Raw genomic sequence first — 22,362 nt, forward strand, 5'->3', positions numbered from 1 at the left:
CCCCCCCCCCCCCCCCCCCCCCCCCCCCCCCCCCCCCCCCCCCCCCCCCCCCCCCCCCCCCCCCCCCCCCCCCCCCATTTTTTTTTTAATGATACGGCGACCACCGAGATCTACACTTATGCGATCTTCGGCAGCGTCATATGTTTATAAGAGACAGAGGAAGGACTGGCCGAAGGTCAGGCCAAACTCCACCGAGCCGAGATGCTTGCCGGCTTGCGCGATCGGCACCACGCCGCGGATACCGAGCCCGGCCAAGCCGCCCTCGAGGCCGACCACGACCTTGTGCTCCTGGTTGGCCATGATCACGGTCCTGCGGAAGCCCGAGAGGTCGTCGCCAAATTTAGCAGGCTGGTGTACGCGCAGGAACGAGGTCGCGGGCGCCACATGGAACTGGAACTGTTCGATGCCGTACTCCGATTTGGTCGCGGCAAACACCGGCCCGAACAGGCCGATCAAAGCGTTGCGATCCTGTTTGGCCATCGCGTCCTGCGTCGCCGGTATTGCGGCGACGACGGCGCTCATGGCGGCGGCACGCTGGGATTCCTCGGCAATTCGCGACTGGAGCGCGTCGTAATGGCTGCGCAGCTCGCGCTGATCGGCGCGGTCGATGATGCCGGAAATGATCCACATCGCCCCGAGCACGGCGAACAGGGCGGTCGCCGCCGCCGTCACCGCCAGCGCAACCGTGATCCGCATCCTGAGGCCGAGCGTGAAGCGCATGTCCGACTCGTTCGTTGAGCGTTGATTAACAACGCCTATCAACTTCTCGCTAAGAGAGGGTGAACGGGATACCGGCCGACGATCAGTGATTTTACGGGCTCGATGGCACGTGAGGTCTCAATACCCCCGCGTCCGGTCCACCACGTTCTCCAGCACGCCACCGGCCTCGAACCGCGCGATCTGCTCGGCGACATAGGCCGAGATCGCGTCAGCGTCGGTGTCGGCGGCGTTGTGCGGGGTCAGCAGCACCTTGGGATGGGTCCAGAACCGGCTGTCCTTCGGCTGCGGCTCCTGCACGAAGACGTCGAGCGAGGCGGCGCCCAGCGTGCCGTCGTCGAGGCAGGCCAGGATGTCGGCTTCGTTCTGAAGGCCGCCGCGGCCGGCATTGATCAGCACGGGCGCACCGAGCGGGCTTTTGCGGTTGAGCTTGGTGAAGACATCGCGGTTGAGGATGCCGTGTGTATCAGGCGTCAGCGGCAACAGGCTGACGAGGATATCGGTCGTGCGCAGGAACGCGTCGATCTGCCCGGCGCCATGGAAGCATTCGACGCCTGCGATGGTGCGCGGGCCGCGGCTCCAGCCGGCGACGCGGAAACCAAGCCGCCGCAGCACATCGGCCGCATCGGCGCCGAGTGTGCCCAGTCCCATGACACCGACCGTGACGGCGCTCGCGGGCCATTGATAGGTCGGCTCCCAGCGCTTTTCGCGCTGCGACTGGCGCAGATAAAGCTCCTGGCGGTGGTGCATCAGCACGTGCTGCACGACGTATTCGGTCATGCGGCCGGTCAGATCGGGCACGGCGACACGCACCAGCGGCACGTTCGGCAGGCTCTTGTCCGCCATCAGCGCATCGACGCCGGCGCCGAGATTGAAGATCGCCCGCAGATTGGGGAAGGAGCCGAGGTCGCCCGGCACCGGCTTCCACACCGCGGCATAGTGCACCTCGGCCGGATCGAGCCCGGCATCGGGCAGCAGCACGACGCGGCGGCCGCCGCAGACCGCGTCGAACCGGGCCTTCCAGCGCTCCGGCAGCCAGTTTTGCTGCGTGCTGTTGATCAGGACGGCCAGTGTGCCTACGGTCATTCGAGTGCCTCTATAGGTTCCGCTTTTGAGGGCCCTCCTTGGCACGATCTTCCGGATTTTTCTTGCAAATTTTTTCCGCAGCCCTGTCGGGGCGAGGCATATTGGATCGTCTTCAAAACAAGAGGTCAGGGAAGGTACTGCCCATGCTTTATGCGATCCTTTGCTATCACGACGAGGACTTCGTCGGCTCCTGGAGCAAGGACCAGGACGAAGCCGTGATGAAGAAGCTCGCCGTGGTGCAAGAGAAGCTCACGAGCCAAGGCCGGCTCGGCCCGGTGGCGCGGTTGCTGCCGACCACCGCGGCCGCGACTTTGCGTAAAGAGGACCCGCCGCTGGTGCTCGACGGCCCCTACGCGGAGACCAAGGAGCAGTTGCTCGGCTTCTATATCGTCGATTGCCAAAACCTCGACGAGGCGCTCGACGTTGCGCGCGACCTCGGCGCCGCCAATCCCGGCGGCGCCTACGAGGTGCGGCCCGTGGGCGTGTTCAGGCCCGGAGGAAATCTGACGTGAGCGAGGCCGATACCGCCTGGATCGAGACCGCGCTGACCTCGGCGCGCCCCCAGGCGGTCGGCGCGCTGCTGCGCTATTTCCGCGATCTCGACACCGCCGAGGAGGCATTCCAGAACGCCTGCCTGCGCGCGCTGAAGACATGGCCGCAGAACGGGCCGCCGCGGGATCCCGTGGCCTGGCTGATCATGGTCGGCCGCAACGTTGCGATCGACGAGGTGCGCCGCACCCGCAAGCAGCAGCCGCTGCCGGAGGACGACCAGGCGATCTCCGATCTCGACGACGCCGAGGGCGCGCTCGCGGAGCGGCTCGACGGCTCGCACTACCGCGATGACATTCTGCGGCTGATGTTCATCTGCTGCCATCCAGGGCTGCCGGCGACGCAGCAGATCGCGCTGGCGCTCCGTATCGTCTGCGGCCTGACGGTGAAGCAGATCGCGCGCGCCTTCCTGGTGTCGGAAGCGGCGATGGAGCAGCGCATCACGCGTGCCAAGGCCAAGGTCGCGGAGGCCGGGACGCCGTTTGAAACGCCGGGCGCGGTCGAGCGCGCGGAGCGGCTCGCCGTTGTCGCCGCGATGATCTATTTGATCTTCAACGAGGGCTATTCGGCGAGCGGCGACACCGCCGAAATCAGGAAGCCGCTGTGCGAAGAAGCGATCCGGCTGGCGCGGCTGCTGTTGCGGCTGTTCCAGAGCGAGCCGGAGATCATGGGGCTCACGGCGCTCATCTTGTTGCAGCATGCGCGCAGTGCCTCGCGCTTTGCCGCGGATGGTTCGCTGATCCTGCTGGATGACCAGGATCGTTCGCTGTGGAACGGCACGATGATCGCGGAAGGCCTCGCGCTGATCGACAAGGCGATACGCCATCGCCGCAGCGGGCCCTACCAGATCCAGGCTGCGATCGCCGCGCTGCATGCCCGCGCCTCCACGCCCGAGGAGACCGACTGGGCGCAGATCGACCTGCTCTATGGCGCGCTGGAGGTGGTGCAGCCCTCGCCGGTGGTGACGCTCAACCGCGCGGTCGCGGTTTCCAAGGTGCGCGGTCCGCAAGCCGCGCTCGACCTGATCGAGCCGCTGGCGCCAAAGCTTGCCAACTACTTCCATTTCTACGGCGTGCGCGGCGCCTTCCTGATGCAGCTTGGCCGCAACGACGAAGCCCGCATCGCCTTCGACCGCGCCATCGCCCTCGCCAACACGTCCGCAGAAGCCGCTCACATCCGCATGCATCTCGATCGCCTGATCCGCGACAGCCAGCCGAACGGCGCAAATGGCGGCGCCAGGCAGGGCGCGAAGGTCGAAGGCGCCAAGGTGAAGTAGGGAGCGCCTGCTTCGGGCATCGCAAAAATTTTCGCTTCGCCTTGTCGGGCCCGGTCCCCTCCCTTCGTCCTAGGAGCGTATCCAGGGAGCCATTCATGCTGAAAGCCATTGCCATCATCGCCGTCGTGCTCGCTATCGGACTCGCGGGTGTCCTCGTCTTCGCATTGACGAAATCCGGCACCTTCCGCGTCGAACGCAGCCTCGCCGTGAAGGCGCCCGCCGATGCGATCTATCCGCTGGTCGCCGATTTCCATCGCTGGACCGCCTGGTCACCTTACGAGGGCCGGGACCCCGCGATGAAGCGCAGCTTCGGCGGAACTGCGCCGGGCAAGGGCGCGACCTATGCCTGGGACGGGAACAACAATGTCGGCGCCGGCCATATGGAGATCCTCGAGGCGAGTGCGCCGTCAAAACTCCGGATCAAGCTCGACTTCGAGCGGCCTTTCGAAGGCCACAACACCGCCGAGTTCACCTTTGTGCCGCAAGGCGATGCCACACTGGTCACGTGGGCGATGTCCGGTCCGGCGCCGTTCCTGTCCAAGGTCATGCAGGTGTTCATCAACATGGACAACATGATCGGCAAGGATTTCGAGGCGGGCTTGGCCAGCCTGAAGAAGCTCACCGAGAAGTAGCGCCGTCACCCCGAATGAAAGCAAAACGGAGAGAAACGATGCTCAATCCCTATCTGTTCTATCAGGACACCTGCGAAGCGGCGTTCAACTACTACGCCAAGGTCTTGGGCGGCAAGATCGATGCGATGATGCGCGCCTCGGATGCGCCGCCGGAGGTGCCCGCCACGCCCGGCCGCGAGAAGATCATTATGCATGCGCGGATGTCGCTGCCAGACGGCAGCGTCCTGATGGCCTCCGACGCACCAGGCGAGCATTTTCACAAGCCGCAGGGCTTTTCGATCTCGCTCACGGTCGCGGATCCCGCGGACGGCGCGCGCAAGTTCAATGCGCTCGCCGATGGCGGCAACGTCACCATGCCCTTCAGCAAGACGTTCTGGGCCAAGGGTTTTGGCATGTGCGTCGACAAGTTCGGCATTCCCTGGATGGTGAACTGCCCGGCCGAGGGAATGTGACAGCCGCGATCGCTTGACGCGCCAAGCGGCGATCCCCTCTCCCTGACGATGCGGAGAGGGGCGCGCATGAGATGTTGCGTGATGTGCCGATCGACCGCATGCCGCCTCAGCGGATCGATCCGGTCACGTCATTGCTCGGTGGTTGGGAGGAGGGAACGCAGCGCGGGCAGATCACGAGCTTTGTCCCGAGCTGCTTGTCATTCTCCGCTTCGATTTCGTCATGGATTGCCCACCACGCCGCGGAGTACGGGCGCAAGGTGCCGAGGACTCTTTCTCGCTCCTGATTCGGATCACTCGCCGCGGGAGCTTGGGTCGCCACGCGACGCTTGATGACGTAGGGACGGTTCGGATCCTGACCGAGGCCGTCCCATGCGATCGGACGGCGTTCCTGAGCAGGCGCGACCACGCATCCCATGAGCGTTGCGCAAAACGTGAGCAAGACAAAGCCGTGTCGCATCATGCCGAACCCTTGGGTGTTGTATGCGACGCGCCAAATTCGCTTGCCGAAGCTTGCGTCGCACCGCTCAAATGGAACCTAAGGGAAACGCCTGGCCGACACGGCCGAATATGAATTTTAGTGTCGCACCACATTGCGAGAGCAGTGAGGCCGCTTCGTGAAATGATGCGGACCGCATCGCACAACAACTGGCGCAATATTAGGCTGTGAACTCCGGCGCAGAATCGTTATTTATTTCGTCATAAACTCTAAAAACTGGGGCGGGCGGACTTGGAAGGGGAGCGACCGATGGCGGCGGCGCTGCAGATCAACTTTGCACTTTGGGGTATGCTCATCTGCGCGAGCATGGAATTGACCCAGCTGATCCAGAGTTTTTATTAGGCCTCACGAAGCAGGTGACCGGCGCGATTTGGCGGGCGCTTGCGTCCGCTGATCGTCACCGGCAGCGCGGATAGATCGCGGCGAGGTCGCGTCCCTTCAGCAGAAGCAACCGCGACGAGAGGCCGCCGCGGCGGCTGATCCAGTCGCGCACCGGGCCGGGATAGGCCGCAAGCACCGCATCGGATGCTTCCGGCTCGGCGTAGAAGCGTCCGCGCCGGTCGACCGAGCGCGCCGCATGAAAGCCAAGCACGGCACGCTTGGTGACGCATATCCGCTCGCCCGGCACGATGCTCAGCACCAGCGTGCAGGCGGACAGGCAGGGACCGTCGATCACCACGCGCTCGCCGCTCTCGCGCACCTTCTCGAACAAATCGAGGAACGGCCCGACCTGTCCACCGGGCGACTGGATGATGCGGATTTCGGCCAAGGCAGGCGTGGCGGCGAGCAGCGCGGATACGAGCATCAAGGCGCTGAGGAAGGTGACGCGTCGCATGAAGCCTCCGCGAATTCGAGTCCGTAGGATTGGCCGACGAGAAGAGGTGGGTGACGCTTCGCTAGGCCAACCTACGCCGTGCCTACCCGTTCCGCCGTTCGCCGCGCAGCGTCGGCAGGCCGATGCCCGCCGCATCGAAGCCGCCATCGACGGCCAAAATTTGTCCGGTGATGTAGCTGGATCGTTCCGAGCACAGGAAGTAGATCGCTTCGGCGAGTTCCTCTTCCAGGCCGTAGCGGTTGAGCGGGATGGCGTCGTGGTAGTCGGCGCGGATCTCCCTGGTGTGCACCTGCTTCGCCATCGCGGTGTCGACCGGTCCCGGTGCGACCGCGTTGACGCGGATGTTGAAGGACGCAAGCTCGACCGCGAGCTGCTTGGTGAGGTGCGCGAGGCCCGCCTTGCTGGTGCCGTAGGCCGAGCGCAGCGTCGAGGCGCGCACCGCCGAGATCGAGGTGATGTTGACGATGGCGCCGCCATTGCCGTCGCGCATCAGCGGCACCGCCGCCTTGGTGCAGAGAAACGGGCCGGTGAGGTTGACCTCGAGCACGCGCCGCCAATCGGTCTCCGACGTCTCCATCAGCGGCGCGAACACGGCAATGCCGGCATTGTTGACGAGCGCGTCGAGCCGGCCGAACCGCCTTTCGACCGACATCATCGCGGCGGCAACCGCGGCTGCGTCCGAGACGTCGCAGGTCAGCGCCAGCGTGGCCTCGTCCCGGCCGATCTCGGCAACCGCGCGGCCGAGCAGCTCGCCCTCGATGTCGAGCAACGCAACCCGCCAGCCCTCGGTCAAAAACTTCTTCGCGGTCGCAAGCCCGATGCCACGCGCGGCTCCGGTGACGAGGGCAACGCGGTGCGGGGTAGGGGGCATTGGCTGATCGGTCCTTATGAAAGATTGGTCGCGCGAGCGCGAGCCTCTTTTACTTCGCTTTCGTTCCGACGAGGAAGGCCTTAACTCGAAGCCACGATGTCGGGACGGTCCTCGATGGATCGTCTTCCAGGGGATCATTGCCAGGGAGACCCGGAATGTCCAACGATCACGAGCGCCTGATTCGAGACCTTTTCGCCGCATATCTCGACAACGACCGGCAACGGGTCGCCGACGCGTTGGCGGACGATTTCCGCTTCACCAGCCCGTTCGACGAGGACCTCGACAAGGCGGCCTATTTCGAGCGTTGCTGGAGGGACACCGGCTGGATTGCGCGGCACGACATCGAGCGGATTTTCGTCCAAGGTGACGAGGCCTTCGTCACCTATCTCTGCCTGGCGACAGATGGCAGGAGCTTTCGCAACACCGAGTTCTTCACCTTCGCCGGCGGCAAGGTTCGCCGCATCGAGGTTTATTTCGGCGCTGCCCGGCAGGACGGGCGTTTCCTGCCGCAGGCGCGCTAAATAATTGTCGCCACGCTGTCGGTTCCGTCAGGGTTCGCTCGTCTTGGGTAAGGGCGACTAAGCAAGCAAGGAACCTCCATGCGATTCATGATGCTGATGATCCCGCTCGGCTACGAGACCGCAGCGCCCGACGTTCAGCTCGATCCCGAGCGGGTCGCTGCGATGATGCGCTACAACGAGGTGCTGAACGACGCCGGCGTGCTGATCACGCTCGACGGCCTGCACCCGCCCTCGATGGGCGCGCGCGTCTCGTTTGCGGCCGGCAAGCCCATCGTGACCGATGGCCCGTTCGCCGAGGCCAAGGAGGTCCTGGGCGGGTACTGGATGATCGAGGTTGCATCGCGTGCCGAGGCGATCGCCTGGGCCAGGCGGTGTCCGGCCGCACCGAACGAAATCATCGAGATCCGTCAGGTGCAGGAGATGAGCGACTTTCCGCCTGACGTGCAGGAGGCCGCCGCCGGTTTCGGCGACCTCAAGAAATAGCCGCAGCTTTGTCTATCCATCAGCAAAGGAGAGAACCGATGAGCACCGATACCTATCTCGCCGTTTTCCTCGGCAGCAAGACCAGCTCCAAATGGGCCGCATGGGATGCGATGCCCGAGGCCGAGCGCAAGGCGAAGGAGCAGGAGGGCATGGCGGCCTGGAAGGGCTGGGTCGAAAAGCACCAAGGCGCGATCCAGGCCATGGGCGGGCCGCTCGGCAAGACCAAGAAGGTCGACGGCAAGGGCCTCGCCGACATCGCCAACGAGATGGGCGCCTTCACCGTGGTGCGTGCGGCCTCGCACGAAGCCGCGGCGAAGATGTTCGAAAACCACCCGCACTTCACGATCTTCCCCGGCGAACGCGTCGAGATCATGCCGGTGCTGCCGATCCCTGGCGGCTAGGGCTTCGGCCGCTGCCCCGGACCGGGGAGAATACGGGCTGATCAACCCGTCGCCGCTAGTGACCTTCCTGCCCAGCTCATGTAAAGGTCGTTCACATGAGCTGGCGCAAGGAGACGCGCCGCGCCGAGCGCGGCTATCACCACGGCAATCTGAAGGAAGCCCTGCTGCAGGCCGCCCTTGGATTGATCGCCGAGAAGGGCGCGGCCGGCTTCACCTTTGCCGATGCCGCGCGCATGGCCGGCGTCAGTGCGGCGGCACCGTACCGGCATTTTCGCGACCGTGACGAACTGCTGTCCTCGATCGCGCAGCGCGGTTTCGAGCAGTTCGAATCGCGCCTGACCGCGGCCTGGGACGACGGACGGCCCGACACCGTCACGGCGTTCGAGCGTGTCGGCAGGGCCTATCTCGCCTTCGCCCGCGAGGAGCCCGCGTTCTACAACGCGATGTTCGAATCGGGCGTGCCGGTGGATGTCAATCCGGCGCTACAGGCCGCTAGCGAGCGTGCTTTCAACGTCATTCGTGCCGCGGCGGAGCGGCTTGCCGCGCTGGCGCCGCCGGGCACGCCGCGGCCTCCGGCGATGATGATGGCGCTGCACATCTGGTCGATGGCGCATGGCGTGGCCTCGCTGTTCTCCCGCGGCGATGCCGCGCGTCGAAAGCTGCCGATGTCGCCGGACGAGCTGCTCGAAGCCGAGGTGCTGATTTATCTCCGCGGTCTCGGCTTCCCGACCGATCGCCGTCCTCCGGCGAAAAGCGCCGAGCCGCCGCCGGTGCCACCGGAGGCATCCTCCGGTTCCGGCGTGCCGCCCGGTGGTCCCTGGGGCAAGCCGAAATAAAGTTACCCAAATAATTGCCTCGCCCTGTCAGGCGGTCGGCTTGACAAAATCGCGGGATGATCTACCTATGTAAATGTTATTTACATTTACAACGGCGCTGATGCCGTCATGGAGAGGGAAATGGCCTACACCGCTGATGTCAATCGATGGCGCGGCCCTTCGGACCAACACTACGAGCGCCCCCACATGCTCAACACGCCTTGGCATCCCGGCTGGATCGCCGTGACCATCCTCGGCTTCATCATCTGGTGGCCGATCGGACTTGCCCTTCTCTTTTTCACACTCGGGAGCAGAAGAATGTCGTGCTGGAGCAACCAGGATCGCTGGCAGAACAAGATGGAGCGGATGCAGTACAAGATGGACCGTATGCGCGGCCGCATGGAGCGCCACGGTTTCGGCTTTGGCTTCGGCCCGCCCTCGAGCGGCAACCGCGCCTTTGACGAGTACCGCACCGAGACATTGCAGCGGCTCGAGGAAGAGCAGGTCGAGTTCAAGAACTTCCTCGACCGTCTGCGTCACGCCAAGGACAAGGAAGAGTTCGACCAGTTCATGGCGCAACACAAGACGCGCCCGACCCCGCCGCCGACCGACCAGCAGCAGGGTTGATCTCAAGGTTGATCTCGAGACTGACGCTTCTCAAAGCCGTCAGGCGCATGCCCCCAAAGTCCTGATGGCCCCAAGCCGCCCGCCTGCGCAACCCGCAGGGGGGCGGTTTGTTTTTGGGAATGCGCGGCAGGCCGCCGCGACCGTCTGGAAATGTCCTGGCCTGGAAAGTCTTAGCCTGGAGAGTCTTGGCCTGGAGAGACTTGGTCAGCGCGCCGTGGCGAGCTGCGCGCGAACCGACTCCAGGAAGTGTTCGTAGGCGTAGTCCACGATCTCGTTGAGTGATCGCGTTCGCGCGAACATCGCCTTGGCCTCGGTGAGAAACTCCTCGCGGGTGGGAATCTTCGGCAAATGCAGATGGGTCAGTGCATCGACGCCTTCATGCGCGCGACTGAGGATGTCGTGCAGCGTCGGCAGTTGCAACTGGGCCAAATCGGCTCGGCGTAGCGCCGACGAGATCGCGTGCGCCAGGGTCTGCGCATCGAACCGTCCGGCAAGCTCGCGGGCCGCCCGGTTGATGACGCGTGCGCCGAGCGGCTGCTCGTTGCGCAGCACCTGCTCGGGCGGCGACTTCATGTTCCAGACGACGCCGAACCAGGACAGCACCTTCAGGATGTAATAGGTGACATCGATTTCCCACCAGCGAAAACCCTGCCGCACGCTGCTCTGGTAGGCGTGGTGATTGTTGTGCCAGCCCTCACCGAGGGTGAATAAGGCCAGCAGCCAATTGTTGCGGGAATCATCGCCGGTCACGTACCGCTTGCGTCCATGCACGTGGGCGAGGGAATTGATACAGAAGGTCGCGTGATAGACCAGCACGGTGCTCCACAGGAAGCCGACGACGAGACCGGACCATCCGCCAACCAGGAAGCAGAGCGCAGCCAGCGTCACGGCCGGCAGGAGTTCCAGGCGATGCAGCCACATCAGCTCCGGATAGGCGGCGAAATCGCCGACCTTCACGAGGTCGGTGCCATCGTGCTCCCGGTAAAAAATCCAGCCGAGATGACTGTAGAGGAAGCCTCGGTGACGCGGCGAATGCACGTCGTCCTCGGTATCGGAATGTAGATGATGATGTCGATGCTTGGCCGCCCACCACAAAACGCTTTTTTGCGCGGTGCTTTGCGCAAGCCAGGCCAGGATGAACTGAAACACCCGGCCGGTCGCAAAAGCCCGATGGGAGAAATAGCGGTGGTAGCCCGCTCCGATTGCAAACATGCGCACGACATACAGCGAGGCGCAGATCGCGACGGCCTGCCAGGTAATGCCGGTCCAGATGGCGGCAACGCAGCCGAGATGGACCAGCAGGAACGGCAGGGCGGAGGGATACATGATGTCGTCGTGTTGGTCGTCGGCGGGGGCGTTGGGCGACATGTATTGGCGTGACCTTGGATGACGGGGATTTCGAGTTTCGCTTCGGCAGCATTGAGGGCCGCTGTGTACGAAAAACCCGGCGATGGCGGACCACCGCGGGGTCTTGAACGAGATGCTTGGACAACCCTGGCCCAAGGCGGCCGCACGCGGCAAAGTCAACCTGAGGCCATAGCTTCGACCGCGAACTCGACGGCCTATATATGATCCAGGCCGCTTGGCATGCAAGCTCGTAGCGTCACGGGGTGCGTGGCGCGCGGGCTGCCGACGGTTTATATCCGACAGTGAAAAGGAAGCGTCAAAATACCGCAGGCAGCAACGATGGCGGAAGCGGCGATGACGGCGAGCGAGGCCCTCTGGCAGGAGATCCGCGACGAGGCGCAGCGCGCAGCGGCAGCCGACCCCATATTCGGCAAGGCTCTTGTCGGACTCATCCTCGTCCACGACGATTTTACCGCCGCACTGTCCGATCTGATCGGACGCCGGCTTGGCGACAGCGCGGCCGAACGCGAGCGCTTCACGACGTTTTCCCGCGACGCCTTCCATGGCCAGCCGGATCTGATCGAGGTGGCCGGCTGCGACTTACAAGCCATCGTTCTCCGCGATCCCGCCATCACCGGACTGTTGGCGCCGCTGCTGCATTTCAAGGGCTACGTCGCCTTGCAGGCATGGCGCGTCTCGAACTGGCTCTGGCATCACGGCTATCGCGACGCGGCGCTGCTGTTTCAGAACGAGGCCTCCAACGTCCTGCAGGTCAGCATTCATCCGGCGGCGAGCTTGGGATCATCGGTGTATCTCGACCACGCCACCGGCATCGTGATCGGTGCAGATGTGGCGATCGGCGACGACGCCACCATCCTTCAGAACGTCAGCATCGGTCGTGGCACGGAACTGCCGGCGCGCTCGCCTCGCATCGGTCGCGGCGTCTTCATCGGCTCCGGCGCCACAATTCTCGGCAACGTCAGGATCGGCGATTGTGCGAAGATCGGCGCCGACACCGTCGTGACGAGCGACGTGCCCCCGGGCTGCACCGCAATCGGCAATCCGGCGCGGCTGACCAATTGCCCCGAATCCGCCTCGGCGGCCTGACTCGCCCTCACGTCATCAGGCGACATACTCCTCGTTCAGGCGGCGCGGCGGTGGCTCTCGCCGCCATGATGCGGGGTGACCGGCTCCGAACTGGTCTGGCCCGGCGCGTCCAGTACCGCGACATGATGGCGGTAGACCATTTCCCAGCCCTTCCATCCTGTGAACAGGAGGATGCCGACCACGATCAGAGAGAGCGCCACGCCCCACGGCTTGACTGCAGCCTCCGCGCCTTGCGCGTAGCGGAGGTAGAAATTGATCGCGGCGAGCACGACGGCCGCGAGATTGCCGCCCATGTGATACCAGGCGTCGTTGAGGTTGCGGATGCGGGCGTCGCTGAAGAAGTCGGTGAATCCTGCCACGGCAGCAACGAGCGCCATGACGATGCCGGCGCCGATCAGCCACATGGCAGCTCTGGCCCAGAAGCCGTCGCCGGTTCCAATGAAGGCGAGATCGGCGATGGGCGCGCCCACCAGGAAAGCGACGGGGAACGGGATGATCATGGGGTGGAGCGGATGATCGCCGATGGCGGCGGTCGTCTTAGGGTTGATGCTCATGGCAAAACCTCGCGAGAAGTGATTTTCCAGACAATTTTTCGGGCGAGGGCTGGTTCCTCCGACGGTAGCGGCTCCGTTTTGATGCGCCCGCTGGAAGCGGAACTCTGGTCCTGGGCGCAGCGCAACGTCCTGTCGAGGACGCGCCGCAGAGCCGAGGCCCCCGCGTGGGTGTTGCGGCGCGTCTGGATCACGGACTCGCCCGCCGCACCACCCATCCCCCTGCGCCACCTCTCTTTCCCGCAGCCAAATCCGCCTGCGGTAACCCAGCATTAACCATCGCCGGGCTCTGGTAATTGCGGACAATCGCGCCCAAAGCCCGAAGTCTGAGCCTTGGGGTCGGGCCCATAGTTTTGACATCTTGGCAGGGAATGCAGGCGGCTGGCTTTGGAAGAGCCCTGCACCCAGAAAGACAAGGCTTTGAGCGGGCTTGCCGGCCGCGCCGGTTCTAGCGCGGCTATTGGGGAACCGGCGGCCATTTGCTGGCCGGGACATTAGATCGGGACATCAGGTAACGATCGCCTTGAGAGGATACTGCTTATGAATCCGGCCGACGTGGCTCAGTCAGCCCTTCCGGTTGCCGCTTCCGCGGACGTGTCGCTGATCGCGCTGTTCTGGCAGGCTCACTGGATCGTGAAAGCGGTGATGCTGGGGCTTCTCGCTTGCTCGGTCTGGGTCTGGGCGATCGCCATCGACAAGATCTTCCTGTTTGCCCGCACCCGCCGCTCGATGGACCGTTTCGAGCAGGCTTTCTGGTCCGGCGAGTCGATCGAAGACCTCTATCGCACGCTCTCGGCCAAGCCGACGCATTCCATGGCGGCCTGCTTCGTCGCGGCGATGCGCGAGTGGAAGCGTTCGTTCGAGAGCCAGGCCCGCTCGGTCGCAGGCCTTCAGATGCGCATCGACAAGGTCATGAATGTCTCGATCGCCCGCGAGGTCGAGCGGCTGGAACGCAGGCTGCTGGTGCTCGCCACCGTCGGCTCCGCCGGCCCCTTCGTCGGCCTGTTCGGCACTGTTTGGGGCATCATGTCGAGCTTCCAGTCGATCGCGGCGTCGAAAAATACCTCTCTGGCGGTGGTGGCCCCCGGTATCGCGGAGGCGCTGTTTGCAACCGCCGTCGGCCTTATCGCCGCCATTCCTGCCACTATTTTCTACAATAAGTTCACCTCCGAGGTGAACCGGCAGGCCCAGCGGCTCGAAGGCTTCGCCGATGAATTTTCAGCCATCCTGTCGCGTCAGATCGACGAGCGGGGCTGACGGACGGCATGTATAGTGTGAAGGGCAATTTGGGCACCAGACCATGGGCATGAACGTCGCGAGTTCGTCCGGAGGCGGTGGGCGCCGTGGCCGGCGTAAGCCGGTCGTGGCCGAAATCAACGTCACGCCGATGGTGGACGTGATGCTGGTGCTGCTCATCATCTTCATGGTGTCGGCGCCAATGCTGACGGTCGGCGTGCCGCTCGACCTGCCGCAGACCCAGGCCAAGAGCCTCGAAAACAACGACCAGAAGCCGATCCAGATGTCGGTCGACATCAAGGGCAAGGTGTTCATCAACGACGCCGAGATCGCGATCAACGAACTGATCCCCAAGCTGAAGGCGATCACGGACGCGCGCGGCGGGCTCGAGGAGCGCATCTATCTGCGTGCCGACAAGAAGGCGGATTACGGGACGGTGGCCAAGGTCATGGGCCAGTTGTCCGGCGCAGGCTTCAAGAAGCTGGCGCTCGTCACGGAAGCGGATCAGGGGTAGACCGTGAAGGTGAAGGTCGACAAGACACTCGTTGCGTCGATTGCCCTCCACGTCCTCGTGCTGGGATGGGGGCTCGTCACCTTTAGCAGCAGGGCTTTCGTTCCGGCCGAAGAGTCGCTGCCGATCGACATCATCTCCACCGACCAGCTCGCGCAGATGATGTCGGGGCAGAAGACCGGCGACAAGAAAGAGCCGAAGCCGAAGGTCGAGAAGATCGCGGAAGCCAAGCCCGAGGAAGACGCCGTCGGCAAGGTCACCGAGAAGAAAGAGCTGATCAAGACCAACTCGACGCCCGAACCGCCGCCAAAACCCGTCGAGAAGCCGGTCGAGAAGAAGCCCGAGCCGCCCAAGCCCGTCGCCGAGGCGAAGCCCAAAGAAGAACCGAAGCCGCCGGAAAAAAAGCCTGACCCGGCCAAGGAAGATCCGATCGCCGAGCTCCAGAAAAAGCTCGAAACCAAGAAGCCGCCGCCCAAGCCGCCGGAGCAGAAGGTCGCAGCGGTGCAGCCGCAGCAGGTGCCGAAGCCCAAGGAGCGCAGCTTCGATCCCGCGCAGATCCAGCGCGATCTCGACAAGCGCGCGGCGACCCGGCACGAACTCGCCGGCTCGACGCTGAATGCGTCGGCCTCGCTGGGATCGACGAGCGGAACGGCCGCCAACAACATTGCGACCTGGCGGGGGGCGTTCCAAGGGGCGGTGAAGCGCTGCTTCACGCCGACCTATAACGGGCAGGATGCGGATCAATACGAAGCCGACATCGACATTCCCATGAAGATCGACGGATCGCTCGCGTCCGAGCCGATCGTCGTCGCGGTGAGGGGGCCGTCGCGGTCGATCGCACAGGCGGTGGCGGAGAGTGCCAGACGCGCCATCGTGCAGTGTCAGGTCTATTCGTTCATGCCGAAGCAGCAATACGAGAGCTGGAAGCTCATTCCGATGACTTTCGGCCTGAAAGACATGTTGTGACATCCGAACAAAAGAATTTTGCGATGAATGACGTTCGATCGATGAACCGCCGCCGCTTCATGACCCTGACCGGATCGACGCTCGCGATGCTCGGAGGCGGGCAGGCCTTCGCCCAGCAGCCGCAGGGACGGCTCCGTATCGATCCCACGGAGTTTCGGCCGATCCCGATTGCGATCACCAATTTCGTGCCCGGCTCGCCGGCCGACGGCGACGTTGGCAACGGCGTCACTCAGGTCATCACCAACAATCTGAAACGCTCGGGCCTGTTCGCGCCGGTCGACCAGGCCGCCTTCATCGAGCGCATCAGCAACATCGACGTCGCGCCGCAATTCGAGAACTGGAAGACGCTCAACGCACAGGCCCTCGTCACCGGCCGCATGACGCGGCAGCCGGACGGGCGCCTCAAGGCCGAATTCCGCTTGTGGGATGTGGTCACCGGCCAGCAGCTCGCCGGCCAGCAATATTTCACCTCGCCGGAATATTGGCGCCGCATCGCCCACATCATCTCCGACCAGATCTATGAGAAGCTGACCGGCGAGAAGGGCTATTTCGACAGCCGCGTGGTGTTCGTCGACGAGACCGGGCCGAAGGAGCGCCGCGTCAAGCGGCTCGCGATGATGGACCAGGACGGCGCCAATGTGCGCTATCTGACCCGCGGCTCCGACCTCGTGCTGACGCCGCGCTTCTCGCCGAACTCGCAAGAGATCACCTACATGGAGTTCGGGCAGGGCGATCCGAAGGTCTACCTGTTCAACATCGAGACCGGCCAGCGCGAGATCGTCGGCAACTTCCCGGGCATGACCTTTGCCCCGAGGTTCTCGCCGGACGGCCAGCGCGTCATCATGAGCCTGCAGCAGGGCGGCAATTCCAACCTGTTCGTGATGGATCTGCGCTCGCGCTCGACCACGCGCCTCACCGACACGCCCGCGATCGACACCTCTCCGTCCTACTCCCCGGACGGCGCCCGCATCTGCTTCGAGTCCGATCGCGGCGGCAGATCGCAGATCTATGTCATGGCCGCGGGCGGCGGAGCGGCGCAGCGCATCTCCTTCTCCAAGGACGACAACAACGCCACCTATTCGACGCCGGTGTGGTCGCCGCGCGGCGATTACATCGCCTTCACCAGGCAAGGTGGCGGGCAGTTCTCGATCGGCGTCATGAAGCCGGACGGCTCCGGCGAACGGCTTCTCACCTCCGGCTACCACAACGAAGGCCCGACCTTCTCGCCGAACGGCCGCGTGCTGATGTTCTTCCGCGATCCCGGCGGCAGCGGCGGGCCATCGCTGTTCTCGGTCGACATCTCGGGCCGCAACGAGCTGAAGGTGCCGACGCCGGGCTTCGCCTCCGACCCCGCATGGTCGCCGCTATTGTCCTCGACATCGGGCTAGCCGCCCGTCCTCGATGCGCAATGATTTGACCGCGCGCCTTTTTCGAAAACTTGGCGCGATGTTTCCCCGCGATAATTGTTCTTTAAGGTTGCACTCGGCAAACTTTTCCCATGGGTTTGTTTCTATTGATCTATTTCGACTGTTGCTCGTTCAAAACAACTCGACTTTAACGATATTCCCTCAGAAAGACTTCATACCGGATCGGTAAAACTGCGCTCCAGACAGGACGCGCGTAAACACCAGATGCAGTTTGCAAGTCAGAGCGGAGAGCCGGAACAGCGGCCGCCGAAAACTTCGGCGGCGCAAATCGATTCGCTGTTCGAAGCGCCTGGTCCGCTGCTGGCAGGACTCATTTTCGTGTCGATCGGTGCGGCCCTGACCGCGCTGAGGACGGGCGAGCCGCTGATCTGGGCGTGCGTCGCACTTCTTGTCCTGGCGGGGACTGCGCGGGCGATCGACCTGCGCCTCTATCAGGCACGTCAGTCGGTCATGACCATCGAGGCGGCAGCACGCTGGCAGAAGCGCTATCAGATCGGGGCAAAGATCCAGGCGGCTGCGATCGGCATCTGGTGCGCCACCGCCCTGCTGGCCACCGACGACGCTGTGGCCCACATGATCGCCTTATCGGTCACCACCGGAATCGCGGCGGGCGGCGCGGGCAGGGCATATGGCCGGCCTGCGATCTTCCACCTCCAGGCCGTGCTGATTTTCGGTCCGGCCGTGCTTGCCTTGGCACTGCGTGGAACGCCCTACTACATCGCGATGGCGCTGGTCAGCGCCGCGTTCCTGATGGCGATCATGCAGCTCTCGGTGAATCTGCACCGAATCTTCATGGGAGCGGTCGTGGCACGGGAGCGTGAAGCCGCGCTCGCCGGCCAGTTCGATACGGCGCTGAACAACATGCCGCACGGCCTCTGCATGTTCCGCGTCGACGGACAGCTGGCGGTCATGAACCACCGCTTCGGCGCAATGATGAATCTGCCGGAAGGTCTGGCGCAACGCGGCGTCAACGCGCGTGACATCGTCGCGGCGTGCGTCAGCGCCGGGTCCATCTCGGCTGGGAGCGGCGAGCGGATCGTCACGGACATCGAGAGTTCGCAAGCCAAGGAGATCATCACCGCCGATCCCGATACGCAGCGAAACAGGTCGTTGTCCTGGACTGTCCAGCCGATGGCTGACGGTGGCGCGGTGGTGCTGGTCGAGGACATTACCGACCGTCGCAGCGCCGAGGCCAAGATTACGCATCTGGCGCGCTACGACGACCTCACCGCGCTTCCCAACCGCGTTCATTTCCGCGACGAGATCGAAAGGCTGCTGGCGATCTCGCACGACGCCGAGCGCCTGTCCGCGCTGCTGTTCGTCGACCTCGACCAGTTCAAGCAGGTCAACGACACGCTCGGCCATCCCTGCGGCGACCAGCTGCTGTGCGCGGTCGCCAACCGTCTGCGCGAGATGCTGCGCCCCGAGGATTTCGTCGCCCGCTTCGGCGGTGACGAATTCGTCGTGTTCCAGGAGAACATCTCCTCGCCCGAGGACGCCGCTGCGCTGGCGCGCCGGATCGTCGAGCGGCTGAGCGAGCGCTACCGCATCGACAATCATCTGGTCGAGATCGGCGCCAGCGTCGGCATCGCGTTGACCGCGCCGGAGGGCGTCAGCGCGGACACGCTGCTCAAGAACGCCGATATGGCGCTGTACCGGGCCAAGGCCGACGGTCGCGGCACATTCTGCTTCTTCCGCGACGAGATGGCGGCGACCGTCGAGGCGCGCCGCATCCTCGAGCTCGATCTGCGCAAGGCGCTCGCCAATGAGGAGTTCGAGCTGTTCTACCAGCCGCTGGTCAATCTGAAGTCCGGCAAGATCACGACGTGCGAGGCGCTGCTGCGCTGGAATCATCCGGTGCGCGGCACGGTCTCGCCGGTCGACATCATCCCGGTCGCCGAGGACATGGGGCTGATCGTCGATCTCGGCCGCTGGATCCTGCGCCGCGCCTGCATGGAATGCATGAAATGGCCGGAGGGCGTCAGCGTCGCCGTCAACTTCTCGCCGCAGCAATTCCACCAGCGCGACGTCTTGAGCGAAATCCGCTACGCGCTCGAGGTTTCGGGGCTGCCGGCGCATCGGCTGGAGATCGAGATCACCGAATCCTCGCTGTTGCGCAACACCCAGCTCACGCACGACATCCTGTCGCAATTGCATGCGATCGGCGTGGGCATTTCGCTGGATGATTTCGGTACCGGCTATTCGAGCCTCAGCTACCTGCACAATTTCCCGATGCAGAAGGTGAAGATCGACCGCTCCTTCCTCGAAGGCATCGATGCCGACCGGCCGCTGACGCTGCTGCGCGGGGTGGCGCGGCTGTCGGCCGATCTCGGCATGGCCGTCGTGGTCGAGGGCATCGAGACCAATGATCAGCTCGAGCTGATCAGCGCCGACGGCACCGTGACCGAAGGGCAGGGCTATCTGTTCAGCCGGCCGGTGCCGGCAGTCCGGATTCGCCAATTGCTCAATGCCTCGCATGGCCGTCGCGGGGCTGAGGACCAGATCGTCATGGTGTCCTCGCGATCGATCGCCTGATCTTTCGCTGCCCCACTTCTTCAACGCCCTCGGCTCTCGTTCGCGCCCCGTGTTTTTGCGGGCCGCAAGGTTAACCCTAACGTTTCTAAGCCTTTGCAATTCCGTTAATGAACCATTAATCTCGTCACACTCGCAGAAGTTGCTTTGGAGTGTAGGGGTACTGGATGACGTCTGGGGCTGAACCGCAAACGGTGCTCCTTCCGCGGGGAGCCGCTCTGTTTGACCGCATCGATTACCGCCTGATCGAAACTCCTGAGGACCGCGACAACCTCTATCTGATGCGGTACCGGGCCTATCTGCACGCCGGACTGATCGAGCCGTCGGAGTCGCGGCGCGTGACCGATCGCTTCGACGATGCGCCCAACACCTGGAATTTCGGGGTCTATGTCGATGGAGAGCTCTGCAGCTCCGTTCGCATTCACGTCCTGACGTCCGACTGGCGAATGTCCTACACGACCGAAGTGTTTGGCGACGTCCTGCATCCCCGGCTCGACCGCGGCGAAGTCCTCGTCGATCCGTGCCGGTTTGTTGCCGATCCCGAAAAGCACCAGCGTTTTCCGGAGCTGCCCTATCTGACGGTGCGGCTGGCTTTTGTGGCTTGCGATCATTTCAACGCCGACACCGGGCTGGCCATGATCCGGACCGATCATCAGGCGTTCTATCGTCGCATCTTCCTGCACGAGACCATTTCACCGGAGCCGCGCGGGTTTCCGGGCTGGCCCACCAAGAAGGCCGTGCTGATGGCGTCCGATTTCCGCAACCAGCGGGAAAAGGTCCTGACGCGCTTTCCGATCATGCGCTCCAGCGCTTTTGAGCGGCGCATGTTGTTTCAACGCAGCGGCCCGCGCCAGGCGGCCCCGCGCCCCGTGTCGCTCGCCACGCAGCGGACCCCGGACGTAGCCGCCTCGGCAACGGGTTCTGCCCGCTAGGCGCTAGGGTCTCCACACGACGAGCCTAAAATTCCAGCAAAGCCCGCGGTTTTTGCCGGTCGGCGCGGCTTGCCTTCACCATCGCGCCACATTTACAACCCATTAACCATGACGGTTGCTTTTCGCTGGTTGGGGGCATTTGACCGGCTGTGGCAAGGTTCCATCAAGGTTGACGGAACGTTCGCTTAACCAACCCCCTGTAGACCGGACAGCAGTGGACGAAACGTGAGCGTGGAGGCTCCGGAATGAAACATCCTATGCGCATCCTCCAGGGATTGAAGCTGGCCGCGGTGCTTGCCGTCGCGTTGTCGATGGGGGCCTGTGCCAACAAGAACGCTGCCACGGATGCGATGGCCAACGCGGCGACGCCGGGCAGCCAGCAAGACTTCGTCGTCAATGTCGGCGACCGCGTGTTCTTCGAAAGCGACCAGACCGATCTGACCCCGCAGGCGATCGTGACTCTGGAGAAGCAGGCGCAGTGGCTCCAGAGCTATCCGCGCTACAGCTTCACCGTCGAAGGTCATGCCGACGAACGCGGCACCCGCGAATACAATATCGCGCTCGGCGCCCGCCGTGCCCAGTCGGTCCGTTCGTTCCTCGCCTCGCGCGGCATCGATCCGAACCGCATGCGAACGATCTCGTACGGCAAGGAGCGGCCGGTGGCCGTTTGCAACGACATCTCCTGCTGGTCGCAGAACCGCCGCGCCGTCACCGTTCTGAACGCGAGCTCCTGACGATCGGTCAGGCGCCGTTCATCTTCAGAAACCGATTATGCCGGCGCCCTCTCGGGCGCCGGTTTCGTTTCAGCGATCTGTGACGGAAACCCGTTTGTTACAGTCACAGTTTTGGCGTACTCCCCTTCAATGTGTGGCGCGTCGAATGTTCGGTCGCAGGCCATTTCGCTTTCGTCGTCAGGGCAAGATGTCATCCAGATTTAAGGTTTTCACCGGCACCGTGGCGATCGCCGCGCTGCTCTCTTTGTGCTCGCCCGCCCTCGCACAATCGGACGATGCAGATCCCGAGATGCGGATCGAGCGGCTGGAGAATCAGCTGCGCCAGCTCACCGGCCAGAACGAAGAGCTGCAATATCGCAACCGCCAGCTCGAAGAGCGGCTGCGAGCGCTCGAGGGCGGCGCGCAAGCTGCGCCCGGCCAGGCGCCGGTCCAGCCCAATGTCGCGGCCATGCCGCCCGCGCAAGCCGCGCCGGCCTATCGCCAGCCGCCGCACCAGCAAGCGGCCCAGCCGAATTACGAGCAGCCGCAGATCGCCTCTCCGGCGCCGATCGTTCAGGAGCAGCCTGCGCCCGGCGCGCCGGGCACGCGCCGCCGCGGCGACGCCTTCGACCCGAACCAGAGCCCGAATGCGCCGGGTGCGCCACGCGCGCTCGGCGGCGGGCAGCAACCGATGCCCGCAGGTGCCCCGAGCGGCGCACCCGGCGGCCGTGGCGCCGGCGAGCCGCTCGATCTCGCCAACACCGGTCCGCGCTACCAGCAAGGCGTGCCGCCGGCAGCGCAGCCCGGCTATCCGCCGGCCCCATCCGGCTCTCCCGCGCCGGCAGGTGCTCCGGCGCTGACAACCCTGCCGCCCTCGGCAACGCCGCGCGACGAATTCGATCTCGGCATCGGCTACATGCAGCGCAAGGACTATGCGCTGGCCGAGCAGACCATGAAGAATTTCTCGCAGAAATATCCGAGCGACCCGCTGCTCGGCGACGCCCAATACTGGCTCGGCGAGAGCTATTTCCAGCGCCAGCAATATCGCGACTCCGCGGAAGCCTTCCTCGCCGTCACCACCAAATACGACAAATCCGCCAAGGCGCCGGATGCCCTGCTGCGGCTCGGCCAGTCGCTGGCCGCGCTGAAGGAGAAGGAGGCCGCATGCGCCGCCTTCGGCGAAGTCGGCCGCAAATATCCGCGCGCTTCGGCCGGCGTCAAAGCCGCGGTTGACCGCGAGCAGAAGCGGGTGAAGTGCTGACCGGCGGCGATTGGTCCT

24 protein-coding genes and 1 pseudogene are annotated in these 22,362 nt (G+C 64.2%); 18 read left to right on the forward strand and 7 right to left on the reverse strand.

The window, feature by feature from the left end; translation table 11 throughout:
• Positions 1–156 precede the first annotated feature (156 nt).
• Both AC0L30_RS27540 and AC0L30_RS27545 read right to left on the reverse strand, forming a co-directional pair.
• Positions 157–720, reverse strand: a pseudogene (locus tag AC0L30_RS27540) (cache domain-containing protein); the annotation flags it as partial.
• A 117-nt stretch (positions 721–837) separates the two neighbouring features.
• A complete protein-coding gene (locus tag AC0L30_RS27545) occupies positions 838–1,803 on the reverse strand; it encodes a 2-hydroxyacid dehydrogenase (protein ID WP_473405645.1) in 966 nt (321 codons plus the stop codon).
• Positions 1,804–1,946: 143 nt separating this feature from the next.
• Between AC0L30_RS27545 and AC0L30_RS27550 the strand changes: the two genes are divergently transcribed.
• The 4 genes from AC0L30_RS27550 to AC0L30_RS27565 all read left to right on the forward strand — a co-directional run bounded on the left by AC0L30_RS27550 (position 1,947) and on the right by AC0L30_RS27565 (position 4,712).
• Positions 1,947–2,315, forward strand: coding sequence for a YciI family protein (locus AC0L30_RS27550; RefSeq protein WP_473405646.1), 369 nt, complete (start codon positions 1,947–1,949; stop codon positions 2,313–2,315).
• Positions 2,312–3,628 carry an RNA polymerase sigma factor gene (locus AC0L30_RS27555; protein ID WP_473405647.1) on the forward strand — a complete coding sequence of 439 codons (1,317 nt, stop codon included), beginning with the start codon at positions 2,312–2,314 and terminating at the stop codon, positions 3,626–3,628. Before AC0L30_RS27550 ends, AC0L30_RS27555 begins: the two co-directional genes overlap by 4 nt.
• A 95-nt stretch (positions 3,629–3,723) precedes the next feature.
• Positions 3,724–4,260, forward strand: a complete 537-nt coding sequence (locus tag AC0L30_RS27560) for an SRPBCC family protein (RefSeq protein WP_007596338.1) — start codon at positions 3,724–3,726, stop codon at positions 4,258–4,260.
• A gap of 38 nt (positions 4,261–4,298) precedes the next feature.
• Positions 4,299–4,712: a VOC family protein gene (locus AC0L30_RS27565; protein ID WP_473405648.1), complete on the forward strand. Its 414-nt coding sequence runs from the start codon at positions 4,299–4,301 to the stop codon at positions 4,710–4,712.
• Positions 4,713–4,818: 106 nt separating this feature from the next.
• Here the strand turns inward: AC0L30_RS27565 and AC0L30_RS27570 are convergent, their stop codons facing one another.
• From AC0L30_RS27570 to AC0L30_RS27580, 3 genes are all read right to left on the reverse strand, one after another.
• The gene (locus AC0L30_RS27570) at positions 4,819–5,172 is read right to left on the reverse strand and encodes a hypothetical protein (RefSeq protein ID WP_007596336.1); all 354 of its coding nucleotides are present in this window, start codon (positions 5,170–5,172) and stop codon (positions 4,819–4,821) included.
• Between the two features lie 433 nt (positions 5,173–5,605).
• Positions 5,606–6,043 carry a hypothetical protein gene (locus AC0L30_RS27575; RefSeq protein WP_354168042.1) on the reverse strand — a complete coding sequence of 146 codons (438 nt, stop codon included), beginning with the start codon at positions 6,041–6,043 and terminating at the stop codon, positions 5,606–5,608.
• A gap of 82 nt (positions 6,044–6,125) precedes the next feature.
• The gene (locus AC0L30_RS27580) at positions 6,126–6,914 is read right to left on the reverse strand and encodes an SDR family NAD(P)-dependent oxidoreductase (RefSeq protein WP_007596332.1); all 789 of its coding nucleotides are present in this window, start codon (positions 6,912–6,914) and stop codon (positions 6,126–6,128) included.
• 155 nt (positions 6,915–7,069) lie between these two features.
• On the opposite strand from AC0L30_RS27580, the gene AC0L30_RS27585 reads away from it, so the two are divergent.
• The 5 genes from AC0L30_RS27585 (at position 7,070) to AC0L30_RS27605 (ending at position 9,761) form a co-directional block, all read left to right on the forward strand.
• Positions 7,070–7,435 (forward strand): nuclear transport factor 2 family protein, encoded by a 366-nt coding sequence (locus AC0L30_RS27585; protein WP_473367440.1) that lies wholly within the window; start codon positions 7,070–7,072, stop codon positions 7,433–7,435.
• Positions 7,436–7,513: 78 nt separating this feature from the next.
• A complete protein-coding gene (locus AC0L30_RS27590; protein WP_007596329.1) occupies positions 7,514–7,918 on the forward strand; it encodes a YciI family protein in 405 nt (134 codons plus the stop codon).
• 38 nt (positions 7,919–7,956) lie between these two features.
• Entirely contained in the window at positions 7,957–8,319 is a 363-nt protein-coding gene (locus AC0L30_RS27595; protein ID WP_007596326.1) for a YciI family protein, read from the forward strand.
• Positions 8,320–8,414: 95 nt separating this feature from the next.
• Positions 8,415–9,155: a TetR/AcrR family transcriptional regulator gene (locus AC0L30_RS27600; protein ID WP_007596325.1), complete on the forward strand. Its 741-nt coding sequence runs from the start codon at positions 8,415–8,417 to the stop codon at positions 9,153–9,155.
• Between the two features lie 120 nt (positions 9,156–9,275).
• Positions 9,276–9,761: a DUF2852 domain-containing protein gene (locus AC0L30_RS27605; RefSeq protein WP_007596323.1), complete on the forward strand. Its 486-nt coding sequence runs from the start codon at positions 9,276–9,278 to the stop codon at positions 9,759–9,761.
• 204 nt (positions 9,762–9,965) lie between these two features.
• Here the strand turns inward: AC0L30_RS27605 and AC0L30_RS27610 are convergent, their stop codons facing one another.
• Complete coding sequence (locus tag AC0L30_RS27610) at positions 9,966–11,129, reverse strand: acyl-CoA desaturase (protein ID WP_473405649.1); 1,164 nt, start codon at positions 11,127–11,129, stop codon at positions 9,966–9,968.
• Between the two features lie 318 nt (positions 11,130–11,447).
• On the opposite strand from AC0L30_RS27610, the gene AC0L30_RS27615 reads away from it, so the two are divergent.
• Positions 11,448–12,215 carry a serine acetyltransferase domain-containing protein gene (locus AC0L30_RS27615; RefSeq protein WP_473405650.1) on the forward strand — a complete coding sequence of 256 codons (768 nt, stop codon included), beginning with the start codon at positions 11,448–11,450 and terminating at the stop codon, positions 12,213–12,215.
• 35 nt (positions 12,216–12,250) lie between these two features.
• Here the strand turns inward: AC0L30_RS27615 and AC0L30_RS27620 are convergent, their stop codons facing one another.
• Positions 12,251–12,769, reverse strand: a complete 519-nt coding sequence (locus AC0L30_RS27620; protein WP_473405651.1) for a DUF2231 domain-containing protein — start codon at positions 12,767–12,769, stop codon at positions 12,251–12,253.
• Positions 12,770–13,306: 537 nt separating this feature from the next.
• On the opposite strand from AC0L30_RS27620, the gene tolQ reads away from it, so the two are divergent.
• The 8 genes from tolQ (at position 13,307) to ybgF (ending at position 22,344) form a co-directional block, all read left to right on the forward strand.
• Complete coding sequence (tolQ, locus tag AC0L30_RS27625) at positions 13,307–14,023, forward strand: protein TolQ (RefSeq protein ID WP_007596319.1); 717 nt, start codon at positions 13,307–13,309, stop codon at positions 14,021–14,023.
• A 43-nt stretch (positions 14,024–14,066) separates the two neighbouring features.
• The gene (gene tolR / locus AC0L30_RS27630) at positions 14,067–14,516 is read left to right on the forward strand and encodes a protein TolR (RefSeq protein WP_018453789.1); all 450 of its coding nucleotides are present in this window, start codon (positions 14,067–14,069) and stop codon (positions 14,514–14,516) included.
• A 3-nt stretch (positions 14,517–14,519) separates the two neighbouring features.
• Positions 14,520–15,479: a hypothetical protein gene (locus tag AC0L30_RS27635; protein WP_007596315.1), complete on the forward strand. Its 960-nt coding sequence runs from the start codon at positions 14,520–14,522 to the stop codon at positions 15,477–15,479.
• Positions 15,480–15,520: 41 nt separating this feature from the next.
• Positions 15,521–16,867, forward strand: a complete 1,347-nt coding sequence (tolB, locus tag AC0L30_RS27640; protein ID WP_007596313.1) for a Tol-Pal system beta propeller repeat protein TolB — start codon at positions 15,521–15,523, stop codon at positions 16,865–16,867.
• A 243-nt stretch (positions 16,868–17,110) separates the two neighbouring features.
• Positions 17,111–19,441, forward strand: a complete 2,331-nt coding sequence (locus AC0L30_RS27645) for a putative bifunctional diguanylate cyclase/phosphodiesterase (protein WP_007596307.1) — start codon at positions 17,111–17,113, stop codon at positions 19,439–19,441.
• A gap of 164 nt (positions 19,442–19,605) precedes the next feature.
• Positions 19,606–20,370: an N-acyl amino acid synthase FeeM domain-containing protein gene (locus AC0L30_RS27650; RefSeq protein WP_473405652.1), complete on the forward strand. Its 765-nt coding sequence runs from the start codon at positions 19,606–19,608 to the stop codon at positions 20,368–20,370.
• A 245-nt stretch (positions 20,371–20,615) separates the two neighbouring features.
• A complete protein-coding gene (gene pal / locus AC0L30_RS27655; protein WP_007596304.1) occupies positions 20,616–21,104 on the forward strand; it encodes a peptidoglycan-associated lipoprotein Pal in 489 nt (162 codons plus the stop codon).
• 187 nt (positions 21,105–21,291) lie between these two features.
• Positions 21,292–22,344: a tol-pal system protein YbgF gene (gene ybgF / locus AC0L30_RS27660; RefSeq protein ID WP_473405653.1), complete on the forward strand. Its 1,053-nt coding sequence runs from the start codon at positions 21,292–21,294 to the stop codon at positions 22,342–22,344.
• Positions 22,345–22,362 lie beyond the last annotated feature (18 nt).

The organism is Bradyrhizobium sp. MI1.11 (assembly GCF_055811255.1).